The 12047-nt window shown below is 61.6% G+C and carries 9 protein-coding genes; 6 read left to right on the top strand and 3 right to left on the bottom strand.

All coding sequences use genetic code 11. From position 1 onward, the window contains the following. Nucleotides 1-398: 398 nt before the first annotated feature. A complete protein-coding gene (locus A462_RS31520; protein ID WP_008430412.1) occupies nucleotides 399-2549 on the top strand; it encodes a methyl-accepting chemotaxis protein in 2151 nt (716 codons plus the stop codon). On the opposite strand, the gene A462_RS31525 is transcribed toward A462_RS31520, so the two are convergent. Genes A462_RS31525 through A462_RS31535 form a run of 3 tightly spaced genes read right to left on the bottom strand, consistent with a single transcriptional unit; the run spans nucleotide 2530 to nucleotide 5531 of the window. After that, on the bottom strand, nucleotides 2530-3798 hold the full coding sequence (locus A462_RS31525) for an EAL domain-containing response regulator (protein ID WP_003209700.1): 1269 nt from the start codon (nucleotides 3796-3798) through the stop codon (nucleotides 2530-2532). The two genes, A462_RS31520 and A462_RS31525, sit on opposite strands and share 20 nt — an antisense overlap. 9 nt (nucleotides 3799-3807) lie before the next feature. Further along, nucleotides 3808-4191, bottom strand: a complete 384-nt coding sequence (locus A462_RS31530; RefSeq protein WP_008430409.1) for a response regulator — start codon at nucleotides 4189-4191, stop codon at nucleotides 3808-3810. After that, entirely contained in the window at nucleotides 4176-5531 is a 1356-nt protein-coding gene (locus tag A462_RS31535) for a sensor histidine kinase (protein ID WP_008430407.1), read from the bottom strand. Before A462_RS31535 ends, A462_RS31530 begins: the two co-directional genes overlap by 16 nt. A 409-nt stretch (nucleotides 5532-5940) precedes the next feature. Between A462_RS31535 and A462_RS31540 the strand changes: the two genes are divergently transcribed. Genes A462_RS31540 through xylB form a run of 5 tightly spaced genes read left to right on the top strand, consistent with a single transcriptional unit; the run spans nucleotide 5941 to nucleotide 11933 of the window. Continuing rightward, a complete protein-coding gene (locus A462_RS31540) occupies nucleotides 5941-7473 on the top strand; it encodes a sugar ABC transporter ATP-binding protein (RefSeq protein ID WP_008430405.1) in 1533 nt (510 codons plus the stop codon). Nucleotides 7474-7498: 25 nt separating this feature from the next. After that, entirely contained in the window at nucleotides 7499-8467 is a 969-nt protein-coding gene (locus A462_RS31545; protein WP_003209708.1) for an ABC transporter permease subunit, read from the top strand. Nucleotides 8468-8500: 33 nt separating this feature from the next. Beyond that, a complete protein-coding gene (locus tag A462_RS31550; protein ID WP_008430403.1) occupies nucleotides 8501-9442 on the top strand; it encodes an ABC transporter substrate-binding protein in 942 nt (313 codons plus the stop codon). A gap of 21 nt (nucleotides 9443-9463) precedes the next feature. Beyond that, complete coding sequence (locus A462_RS31555; protein ID WP_032898556.1) at nucleotides 9464-10456, top strand: LacI family DNA-binding transcriptional regulator; 993 nt, start codon at nucleotides 9464-9466, stop codon at nucleotides 10454-10456. A gap of 1 nt (nucleotide 10457) precedes the next feature. After that, nucleotides 10458-11933, top strand: a complete 1476-nt coding sequence (xylB, locus tag A462_RS31560; protein ID WP_008430399.1) for a xylulokinase — start codon at nucleotides 10458-10460, stop codon at nucleotides 11931-11933. Nucleotides 11934-12047: the final 114 nt, after the last annotated feature.

The following is a 12047-nucleotide window of genomic DNA, read 5'->3' as shown; positions in this document are numbered from 1 at the left end:
CGATCGACGTGAAACAGCCTGATTACGGTTCATAATGTGTCAACCATGTCCCCGTACATGTGTCCACCATGTGTCCGGTCCGTACACGCTTTTGCAAAGTGACTCGCTGTAAGAGCGAAACCATAAGCCGCCATTACCTAAATAACGGATATGCCCCCAAAATTCCGCCGATATTCGATCTCGAAAACCACGGCCCCCCAGGGACATCCCACCCGACAAGCGATCTCACTGCCACCCGCTGGTGCATGCTCTTGATTGCATACAGCTTTTTGTAGCGAGGAAGCTCGCTCCCGTTGGCCCGCATGACAGGCCAGGCAGCCTAATCAATAGCAAGCTAGCTAATTGGCGCATTAATTGCCTTGAAATATGGCAATTAGACATCACTCCCGGAGTCCGCCATGAGCAGCCTGTCGAGCAGCACGATGCAGTTATCTTCCGCCGAGAAAAGCTGGCTGCCCTGGTGGGGCAAGACCGGCAAGTTCGCCATGGGCTGGTCCTGCCGCCTCAACCGCGCGGTGTACCCGGTGATGGAGCAAACCTTCGAGGCCATTGCCGAAACCCGGGTCAAACTCCTGCAAACCTGGACCCGCGAACAGTGGGAACACCTCAACGAACTGGCCACGACACTGGCCCGCGATTCCGTGCTCACCGACAACAGCCTGCTGCTGGAAAAACTGCACCAGGCCGGGGATTTCTCCGAGCTGTTTATCGTCGACCCAAAGGGCGAACTACTGGCGAGTACCTGGAGCCAGGCCAGTCACCGCGCGCTCAATCAACAAGCCCTGGCCGCCGGGCTCAAGGCGCCATTCCTCCACGGTCCCTACAGCGACCCGCTGACCTTGCAGATCGGCCCTTCGTCTTCGCGCTTCCATGACGAAGTGACCCTGATGTTCTACCAACCATTGACCCGCGAGGGCAGGGTGGTCGGCTGCCTCTGCGGTCGGGTGCCCAACGACATACTCGGGGATTTGATCCAGCGCGAGGCCGGGCATATCTTCCCCGAGTCCGGCGATAACTACCTGTTCATGGTGCAATCGCGCTTCGACCCGGCGCTGCAGCCGGGCATTGCGCTGTCCCGGTCACGCTTCGAGGACGGCACCTTCACCCACGGCGAAAATCTCAAGAGCGGCGTGCACACACCCTGGAAAACCGTACAGATCCAGCGCCATACCGAACTGGAATTGCGGTTTATCGACCCCGCCACCCAACAACTGCACCCCGGCGTGCGGGAAACCATCCGCAAGGGCTCGAACCTGTTTGTCACCTATCCCGGCTATTCCGACTACCGTCACATCCCGGTGGTGGGCAAGGGCGTGACCTTCGAACTGCCGGGCTCGCCGGATCGCTGGGGCATGATGTGCGAGGCCGACCTGGAAGAGGTCTACCGCCGGCGCTCCCTGAGCCACGGCTTGATGAAGCCCTATCTGGCGACCATGGCCGGCCTGTTTGCCTGCAACTTCCTGGTCCGTCACTACAGTGGTTTGCCCGCCGCCTGGACCGATGCGTGCGAGGTGCTGAGCATGGTCGTCGCGGCCTTGCTGTTCAGCCGCCTGGGCCCCAGGCGCCTGGCCGCACGCCTGAATGAAATGACCGAGGTCATCCGCACCATTGCCGAAGGCGAGGGCAACCTGCGCCAACGCCTGGACAGCGGGCGCATGGTCAACGACGAAACCGGCGACATGAGCCGCTGGATCAACAGCTTCATCGACCGCCTGGATTCGGTGGTCGGCCAGGTGGTCAAGGCCAGCCACAGCGTTGGCAACACCAACCAATTGATGCTCGGCCGCAGCGAGGCGGCCGGGTTGATGTCCCATGAAGTGGCCGACGCGACCCACCGCATGATGATCATCGTTGAAGAGCAACTGGGAGAAATCCAGCAAGCCTCGGTGAGCGCCGAGCAAATGAAGCAGGCCATGGACGAGGTGGTCAGCCGGGCCCGCGAGCAATTCCTCGCGGTACAGGTCGGCACCCAGTCGATTCGCGATGTGGTGCAGCGCTCCTCGGAAAGCGTGCAACTGCTGGACAGCCGCATGGCACAGATCAGCAACATCACCGGGTTGATCAGCGACATCACCAACCAGACCAACCTGCTGGCCCTGAATGCGGCCATCGAAGCGGCGCGGGCGGGCGAGCATGGCCGCGGTTTTGCGGTGGTGGCCGACGAAGTCCGCACCCTGGCGTCACGCACTTCCAAGGCAGCGGAAGACATTCGCCAGATGGTCGAGGGCCTGCAAGGCGAAACCCGCAAGGCCGTAGGCTTCATGGAAAACGGCGTGACCAACGTCGACAGCAGCCTGCGCCTGGCCGAGGACGCCTCCTCGGAGAACGTGCACCTGCACCAGGCGGTGGAGAGCATGTTCAGCATCATCCAGCAACTCAACGCCCGCAGCCTCGACTATGGCAAGACCATCAAGCAGGTCAGCCACTCTTCGGAGCAAATGCGCCTGACCGTAGGGGTGTTGCAGACCAGCGCGGAAACCGTGCGGGTGAATGCCAACAAGTTGCAGAAGCTGGTGGGGTTGTTTGAAGTCAGTGAGGCTGCGGCCTGACCAGGCTGCGCTTATCCAGCAGCAGGCGCTCCAACTCCTTCATCGGCAAAGGCCGGCTGAACAGATACCCCTGGATCTGATCGCAGCCGGCTTCCCGCAGAAACTCCAGCTGCGCCTGGGTTTCCACGCCTTCGGCCACCACTCGCAGCTTCAGGCTGTGGGCCAGTTCGATGATGGTGCGGGTGATGGCCGCGTCTTGCGGGTTGCTGGTGACTTCGCGGATAAACGCGATATCGATTTTCAGCGTATCAATCGGGAACCGCCGCAGGTAGGCCAGGCTGGAATAGCCGGTGCCGAAGTCGTCGATGGAGATCTTCACCCCCATCGCCCGCAGGCGCTGCAAGCTGGCGATGGTGTGCTGGGTGTTCTCCATCAGCGAGCCTTCGGTCAATTCAACTTCCAGCCAATGCGCTTCCACGCCGGCCTGGGCGAGGGACTGGGCGATATCGGCAATCAGGTCACCCTCGATCAATTGATGCCCCGAAACGTTGACCGATACCTCCACCGCGCCCACCGTGCCGGATTGCCAGGCAGCGATCTGGCGGCACACGTTGTCGATCACCCAACGCCCGAGCGTGACGATCAAACCCTGGCTTTCCAGGATCGGTATGAAGACCGCCGGAGACACTGCACCGTAACCAGGCCGGTCCCAGCGCAGCAGGGCCTCAAGGGCGCACACCTGACCGTTGGCCAGTTCGACCTTGGGTTGGTAATGCAGCACGAATTCTTCGCGCTCGACCGCCAGGCGCAGGGCTTTTTCCAGGTCCAGGCGCGCCAGGTCATGCACATTCAACCGCGAGGACTCATTTTGGTGGTGTTGAAGTTGCTGCTCCAACAACTGGCTATGGTTTTTCAACCGATCGCCGTGGGCCTTGAGCCGCAGCAGGTTGCGTACCCGTAGCCATAACTCGACCCGCTCCACCGGCTTGCTGATGAACTCCTCGGCACCGGTTTCCAGGCCGCTGAGCCGCGCGCTGGACTCACTCAATGCCGAAAGCATGATGATCGGAATGTTCGCCGTGGCCTGGTTGCCCTTGAGCTGGTTGGCCACTTCATAGCCGTCCATGCCCGGCATCATGATGTCCAGCAGGATCAAGTCCGGCGGCCGCTGCGCCACCAACTGCAAGGCTTCTTCACCGCTGGCGGCGCTCACGGTCTGGTAACCCTCGTGGCGCAGCAGGGTTTCCAGCAGCTTGCGCACCTGGATTTCATCATCAACGATCAACAGCGTTGCGGGTTGGCTGGCCATGGAGAGGACTCAAGTCGAGGGAGTAATGTTCTTTTGCAGCAGCGTGTCGATCACTTGGTACAGCTCTTTGTAGCGCAGGGGCTTGATGATGTAGGCATCGCAGCCGGCCCGCAGGGTCTTGTCACGGTCTTCCTTCATGGCCATGGCCGTCAGGGCGATCACCGGGATGTGCGCGGTATGAGGGTCCTGCTTGAGCAGTGACGTGGCTGCCAGGCCGTCCATGCCCGGCAACTGGATGTCCATCAGGATCAATGCCGGTTGTTTTTCCCGGGCCAGGGTCAGCCCGGTCTCGGCATCGGCGGCCCACAACACGCTGTGGCCGGCGTTCACCAGCAGCAGGCGGGCGAGGCGCATATTGGCCTCGTTGTCTTCGACGATCAGGATTTCGGCCATGGGGCCTCCGCATCTGCGGCACGGTGCAGCGGCAGCCACACCACAAATCGCGCGCCGGCACCTTCGCGGCTGGCCACGGCGACACTGCCGCCGTGCAGGTCGGTGAGTTGCTTGACCATCGCCAGGCCCAGGCCCGTGCCTTCGAATTTGCGCGCCAGGCTGCTGTCGATCTGGCTGAAAGCCTTGAACAGCTTGCTCATGTCGTGCCGGGCGATACCGATGCCGGTGTCGCTGACGCTGAATTCCAGGAACTGTTGCTGCTCGCTGGGTTGCAGGGCAAAACCGTAGGTGGGCCAGTCGCCGGGAACCTGCCCGACTTGTGCACGACTCACCTCGCGCACCGACAGGGTCACGGAGCCGCCGTGCTCGCTGAACTTCACCGCATTGGCCAGCAGGTTGTAGATGATCTGCTTGGTCTTGCGCAGGTCGAGTTCCAGGGTGCCGAAGTCGTCCTGGCATTCAAGTTTCAACTGGATGCGTTGCAGCGCGGCCTTTTCCCGCACGATCAGCAGGCTGTTGGCCAACAACCCCGCCAGCTCCACGGCTTCCAGTTCCAGGTCCATCATCCCGGCCTCGACCTTGGACAGGTCGAGGATGTCGTTGATCAGCGACAGCAAGTGCTGGCCGCTGGTGAAGATGTCGCCGATGTATTCGCGCTGGATATCGGTCATGTCGCCCACCAGGCCATCCTTGAGGGCTTCGGAAAAACCGATCACCGCATTCAGCGGCGTGCGCAGTTCGTGGGACATGGTGGCGAGGAATTCGGACTTCATGTGGCTGGCGTGTTCCAGCTCCAGGTTCTTCTCTTCGAGGGCCCGCTCAAAACCTTTGCGTTGCGCCTCTTCCTGCTTGCGTGCGGTGTTGTCGGTGCCGATCAGCAGGTAGCCGATGATCGCGTCGTTGCGGTTGCGCAGGGCGGTCACCGACACCATGGCCGACAGGCGACTGTTGTCCTTGCGGATATAAGTCAGTTCGTAAATGTCTTCGATGCCCCGGGAGGCCTTGAACACCAGGGCCTCAAAGCCCGGCGTGATCGGTGTGTCCAGTTCCAGGCTGAGGGCAGCGGCGCGGGTGATCAGCTCGGCGGGGTCGGAAATGTCGGCCGGTGTGACGCGGTTCAGCACATCGGCGGCGGCGTAGCCAAGCATGCGTTCGGCGCCGACGTTGAAAATCTGGATTACGCCTTTTTCGTCGGTGGCGATGCTGGAGAAGTAGGCGCTGTTGAAGATCGCATCTTGCAAGGCGCCGGCCTTGAGCAGGGTTTTCTGGCGTTTGAATTCGACGATTTTTTCAGCCCGGGATTGCGGCTCCGCCGGGCTGTCGACTGAAGAGTTGTCCATCGTGCAGTGTTCCGTGAACTTCAGGCCCGACGCTGCCAAAGGCGGCGCCGCAGAGCATGCTCACAGAAGATCGCGCAGGCGCGATGAGGAGGAGATGAGGTCTTTGGACGATAGCAGATAAACCGCAACTGACAGGGATCGTAGTGGCCAAACGCGGTGTTATTTTTAGAAAAGCACTCAATCGGATAGGTGAAGGTGGAAAAACGGGGATTTTATCTGCAATTAGTCACTCCAGGTCGCTGGATGAACATTTATTCATCAGGTGAAACGTTTAATCAAACGATAAACGGCTGACGCAAGCGCTTGCGTAAGCAAATGTATCTGATTAGAGTCGGCAGCAATCAGGTCTGCCGATGACTGCCATCGGCAAACGCCCGAACACAACAATAATAAAACCAGGAGCTCAGTCATGAGCCTTGAACCCTTGCTTGAAATGCAGGGCATCAGCAAGACCTTCAATGGTCTGCGGGTGCTCAAGAACGTCAGCCTGAAGGTCTACCCCGGTGAAATCCACGCCTTGATGGGTGAGAACGGCGCCGGCAAATCGACCTTGATGAAGATCCTCTCCGGTGCCTACCAGGCCGACGACGGCGGCACCATCCGCATCGATGGCCAGCCCGTCGCCAGCTACAACCCAGCCTCCGCCAAAGCCCTCGGCATTGCCGTGATCTACCAGGAACTGAGCCTGTGTCCGAACCTCACGGTGGCCGAGAACATTTACCTGGGCCGTGAACTGCGCCGTGGCTGGACCATCGACCGCAAGGGCATGGAAGCCGGGGTGGCCGAGGTGCTGGCAAGGCTCGGTGCGGAGTTCCTGCCCACCACCCGCGTCGCCAGCCTGTCCATCGCCGAGCGCCAACTGGTGGAAATCGCCCGGGCCTTGCATGCCCACGCAAAAATCCTGGTGATGGACGAGCCCACCACGCCGTTGTCCTCCCGGGAGACCGACCGCCTGTTCGCGCTGATCAAACAGCTGCGCAGCCAGGGCCTGGCGATCATCTACATCAGCCACCGAATGGCGGAAATCTACGAGCTGTCGGACCGGGTCTCGGTGCTGCGGGACGGCGAGTACGTCGGCGAACTGGCGCGGGACGTGCTGTCGGCCGAGGTGCTGGTGAAGATGATGGTGGGCCGCGACCTGTCAGGTTTCTACAAGAAGGAACATGCGGCCTACGACCCCGGCCAGGTGGTGATGCGCGTGCGTGACATGGCCGACGGCAAGCGCGTGCGCAACTGCAGCTTTGACCTGCACGCCGGTGAAGTACTGGGCATCGCCGGCCTGGTGGGCGCCGGGCGTACCGAACTGGCACGGCTGATCTTTGCCGCCGACCCACGCACCTCCGGCACCCTGGAGGTGGTCGGCAAAACCGTGACCCAACTGCGCAACCCGGCGGATGCGATTCGTGCCGGTGTCGTCTACCTCACCGAGGACCGCAAGGCCCAGGGTCTGTTTCTCGACATGAGCGTGGCCGACAACATCAACGTCTGTGCGTGTGTGCCGGATGCCCATGCCGGTGGCGTGCTCGACCGTGGCCACGCCGCACAACGCTCACGCGATGCGATCAAGTCCCTGTCGATCCGCGTGGCCTCGGGCAAGGTCAATGTCGGCAGCTTGTCCGGCGGCAATCAGCAGAAGGTGCTGCTGGCCCGACTGCTGGAGGTCAAGCCCCACGTACTGATCCTCGACGAACCCACCCGTGGCGTGGACATCGGCTCCAAATCCGAGATCTACCGCATCATCAACCAGTTGGCCAAGGCCGGCGTGGGCATCGTGGTGATCTCCAGCGAGCTGCCGGAAATCATCGGCACCTGCGACCGCGTGCTGATCATGCGCGAAGGGCAACTGGTGGCCGAAGTGGGCGGGGCATCGGGGCTGGATATTTCCCAGGAGGCGATCATCGACCTCGCCACCGGCAGCGAACAGGTGGCCGCCCATGGCTAATTCAACGACAAGCGGGAGCAACACCATGACTGTGGCAACGATCGGCAAGGCTGAGCGTATTCGCGAACTGATGCGCACGGTGGGCATGTTGCCGGTGCTGGTGCTGTTGCTGGTGGGCTTTGCCCTGGCCAGCGAAAACTTCATGACGGTGCAGAACCTGTCGATCATCACCCAGCAGGCGTCGGTCAACGTGGTGCTGGCGGCGGGGATGACCTTTGTGATCCTCACGGCGGGCATCGACTTGTCGGTGGGAGCGATTCTTGCGGCTTCGGCTGTGGTTGCGTTGCAAGCGTCGATGTCACCGCAGTTCGGCATGTTCGGGATTGCCGCCGGGGTTGGCTTCGGCCTGTTGCTGGGCCTGGTCAACGGCGGCCTGATCGCCTTCATGCGCCTGCCGCCGTTTATCGTCACGCTCGGCGCGCTGACCGCCATGCGCGGTTTGGCACGCCTGTTGGCCGACGATAAAACCGTGTTCAACCCTGATTTGCCGTTTGCCTTTATTGGCAACGATTCGGTGCTGGGCGTGCCCTGGCTGGTGATCATCGCCGTGGCCGTCATCGCATTGTCGTGGTTCATCCTGCGGCGCACGGTGATGGGGGTGCAAATCTACTCCGTGGGCGGCAACCCGGAAGCGGCGCGGCTGTCGGGGATCAAGGTGTGGAAGGTCCTGCTGTTCGTCTATGCCATGTCCGGTGCGTTGGCCGGGTTGGGCGCGGTGATGAGCGCGTCACGCCTGTTCGCCGCCAATGGCCTGCAACTGGGACAATCCTATGAGCTGGATGCGATTGCCGCAGTGATCCTCGGCGGTACCAGTTTTACCGGCGGCGTCGGCACCATCGGCGGCACGCTGATTGGTGCGCTGATCATCGCGGTATTGACCAACGGCCTGGTGCTGCTGGGCGTCTCGGATATCTGGCAGTACATCATCAAGGGCATCGTGATCATTGGCGCGGTGGCGCTGGATCGTTATCGCCAGTCCGGTGCACGGACCTGATTTCACTCAAACAACAATCACAAGAGAGTCATCATGAACTTCAAACGCATGTTTCCTGTTGTCGCCTCCCTGGGCGTTGCCGTGTTGATGTCCCAGGCGGTGCAAGCCCGTGAACTGAAAGCCATCGGCATCAGCATGGGGTCCCTGGGCAACCCGTATTTCGTGACCTTGGCCGACGGTGCCACGGCGCGGGCCAAGGAGCTGAACCCGGCGGTGAAAGTCACCTCGGTGTCGGCCGACTATGACCTGAGCAAGCAGTTCTCGCAGATCGACAACTTCATCTCGTCCAAGGTCGACCTGATCCTGCTCAACGCCGTCGACCCGTCGGCCATGGCCTCGGCGATCAAGAAAGCCCGCAACGCCGGGATCGTGGTGGTGGCCGTGGACGTCGACGCCAAGGGCGTGAATGCCACGGTGCAGACCGACAACGTCGAGGCCGGCAAGCTCGCCTGCCAGTTCATCGTCGACAAACTGTCGGGCAAGGGCAATGTGATCATTCAGAACGGCCCGCAAGTCACCGCCGTGACCGATCGGGTCAAAGGCTGCAAAACCGCGCTGGCCAGCGCCCCGGAGATCAAGTTGCTGTCGGACGACCAGGACGGCAAGGGCTCCCGCGAAGGTGGCTTGAACGTGATGCAGGGTTACCTGACGCGCTTCCAGAAAATCGACGGCCTGTTCGCAATCAACGACCCGCAAGCCATCGGCAGCGACCTGGCGGCCAAGCAACTGAAACGCAGCGGCATCATCATCACCTCCGTGGACGGCGCGCCGGACATCGAGAATGCCCTGAAGACCGATACCCTGATCCAGGCCTCCGCCAGCCAGGACCCATGGGCCATGGCCCAGACCGCCGTCAATGTCGGCAATGACATTCTCAATGACAAACAACCCGCCGAAGCGGTTACCCTGCTGGCGCCAAAATTGATCACCCGCGATAACGTCGGTTCCTACGCCGGTTGGTCAAGCAAACATTAAAAGCACCCAGGAGTGAGCACCGTGGCAACCATGGAGGATGTGGCAAGAATTGCAGGGGTGTCGACGTCGACGGTTTCCCACGTCTTGAACGGCACCCGCAAGGTCAGCCCGGACACGGTGCAAGCGGTGCAGGACGCGATCCGGCAGGTGGGCTACATCCCCAACACGCTGGCGCGGTCCCTGGCGCGGTCCACCACCAATACGATTGGCGTGGCGATCTCGGCACTGTCCAACCACTACTTCAGCGAAACGGTGCACGCGATTGAAACCGAGTGCGCCAAGCACGGCTACATGATGTTGTTTGTCGATACCCACGACGATCCCGAGCAGGAATTGCGCGTAGTCACGACGCTGCACCATCGGCGGGTGGACGGCATTCTGCTGGCGCCGTCTACCGGTTCGCTGGCCCTGGAATACCTGCAGGCCAATCAAGTGCCGGCGGTGCTGGTGGACCGGATGATGTGTGATCGTTTCGATCAGGTCGGGGTGGAAAACACCCAGTCGACCCAGGCCCTGGTGGCGCACTTGATCGGCCATGGACACCGGCGCATCGGCTTTATTTCCGGGCGCGCGGGGCTCGGCACTTCCGATGAGCGCGTGGCCGGCTATCAAGCCGCGTTGCAGGCGGCAGGGTTGGTGTTTGACCCGCAATTGCTGGTCAACGGTGGTTCCAGCAGCGAGCCGGCACGGCAAGCGACCGCGCAGTTATTGACCCTGGCAACACCGCCCACGGCAATCATGGCGGGCAACAACCTGATGACCCTGGGTGCGATGCACGCCTTGCGTGATGCGAATATCGACGTGCCCGGGCAGATGGCCCTGGTGGGCTTCGATGATTTTGACTGGGCGGATTTCTTCGTGCCACGCCTGACCCTGATCGCACAGCCGGTCCAGGAACTCGGCGCCCGGGCGGTCAACCTGCTGCTTGAGCGCATGGCGTCGCCCAAGCGTAAAACACACAGCGTGCGGCTCGCGCCCACCCTGAAGATTCGTAACTCATGCGGCTGCCCCTGATATGAACAACGCGGTTTCCCTTGGCATTGATCTCGGCACTTCGGAACTCAAGGCGATCCTGATGGACGAGCAAGGCAACGTCCTCGCCCATGCGGGCGCGCGGCTGACAGTCTCGCGCCCGCACACCGGCTGGTCCGAGCAGGCGCCTGAGGAGTGGTGGCAAGCATGCCTGAAGGCCCTGGACCAACTGCGCACTGATCAGCCGGATGCCTACGGCCGTGTCGGCTGCATCGGGTTGTCCGGGCAGATGCACGGGGCGGTATTGCTGGGGCAAGACGACCGGGTGTTGTACCCGGCGATTCTCTGGGATGACTCCCGTGCCATGGCCCAGGCTGAAGCCTTGGGCAGTGAGTTTGCCGACGTCACCGGCAGCTTGCCGATGGCCGGTCTCACGGCGCCCAAGCTGCTGTGGTTGCAGGAGCATGAACCGGCGGTATTCAGCGCCATTGATTGCGTGCTGTCGCCCAAGGACTACCTGCGCCTGCGCTTGAGTGGTGAGCGCGTGAGTGATGTGTCCGATGGTGCGGGGACGCTGTGGCTGGATGTGGCCAACCGTGAATGGTTTGAACCGATGCTGCAGGCCACGGGTTTGCGGTTGGCGCAGATGCCACGGCTGGTAGAAGGTGGCGCGGCCAGTGCTTGTTTGAATACGGCTGCGGCGGGGCGACTGGGCTTGGCCGAGGGCCTGGTGATTGCCGGCGGTGGCGGGGACAACCCGGTGGCGGCGGTGGGCATAGGGGCGGTGAATGCGGGTGATGCGTTTATCACGTTGGGGACGAGTGCGGCCATCGTGGCGATTACTGATCACTCGGCGGGGAATCCGGCGAGTGCGGTGCATAGTTTTTGTCATGCGTTGCCTAATCGCTGGTACACCATGGGCGCCATGCTGGCCGGGGCCAGTTGCTTGCGGTGGGTGACGCGGTTGACGGGGTCGGTTGATGAGCAGGCGTTGCTGGATCGGGTGCAGGCCGAGTTGCCGATCGGGCAGGGCGTGCCGGTTTCCAATCCGTTGTTTTTGCCGTATTTGGCGGGGGAGCGCACGCCCCATAACGACCCGTTGTTGCGGGGTGGTTTCATGAGCCTGGGGCATGACTGCACGCCGGCCATGCTGGGTTATGCGGTGATGGAGGGCGTCGGGTTCGGGTTGCTGGATGCATTGAATGCAGTGCAGTCGGCCGGGGCCACGGTGGGGGCTTGTGCGTTGGTGGGTGGTGGGGCGCGCAGTGAGTATTGGGCGCAGTTGTTGGCCAATATTCTTGGGCGGGAGATTTATACGTTGCATGGCAGTGAGTTGGGGGCGTGTATTGGTGCAGCGAAGTTGGGGTTCCTGTCGAGCGGCCAGGGTGCGGCGCTGTTGCAGGCGGGGATGCCGGTGAAGCAACGGTTTTTCCCGGACGGCGCTCAACAGGCTGTTTTGCAGGCGCGATATTTGAAGTTTCGGGGGTTGTTGGGGGCGGCTAAGGCTTTGCACGATTAGGGAAGTTTTGGGTGTATATCCGTTATTTGGGTAACGGCTGCTATTGGTTCCGCTCTTACAGCGGCTCACTTTTGAAAAGCGCAAAAGTAAGCAAAACGCTCTTGCCCCACCATT

The organism is Pseudomonas sp. Ag1, assembly GCF_000278565.1.
In the GTDB taxonomy this organism is placed as follows: domain Bacteria; phylum Pseudomonadota; class Gammaproteobacteria; order Pseudomonadales; family Pseudomonadaceae; genus Aquipseudomonas.
This window is presented reverse-complemented; position numbering and strand designations above follow the sequence as displayed.

Bases quoted from the DNA above. Each gene is read 5' to 3' on its own strand.
- xylB (WP_008430399.1), top strand. From the start codon at position 10,458: ATGAACAACGCGGTTTCCCTTGGCATTGATCTCGGCACTTCGGAACTC.
- A462_RS31520 (WP_008430412.1), top strand. From the start codon at position 399: ATGAGCAGCCTGTCGAGCAGCACGATGCAGTTATCTTCCGCCGAGAAA.
- A462_RS31525 (WP_003209700.1), bottom strand. From the start codon at position 3,798: ATGGCCAGCCAACCCGCAACGCTGTTGATCGTTGATGATGAAATCCAG.
- A462_RS31540 (WP_008430405.1), top strand. From the start codon at position 5,941: ATGAGCCTTGAACCCTTGCTTGAAATGCAGGGCATCAGCAAGACCTTC.
- A462_RS31535 (WP_008430407.1), bottom strand. From the start codon at position 5,531: ATGGACAACTCTTCAGTCGACAGCCCGGCGGAGCCGCAATCCCGGGCT.
- A462_RS31550 (WP_008430403.1), top strand. From the start codon at position 8,501: ATGAACTTCAAACGCATGTTTCCTGTTGTCGCCTCCCTGGGCGTTGCC.
- A462_RS31530 (WP_008430409.1), bottom strand. From the start codon at position 4,191: ATGGCCGAAATCCTGATCGTCGAAGACAACGAGGCCAATATGCGCCTC.
- A462_RS31545 (WP_003209708.1), top strand. From the start codon at position 7,499: ATGACTGTGGCAACGATCGGCAAGGCTGAGCGTATTCGCGAACTGATG.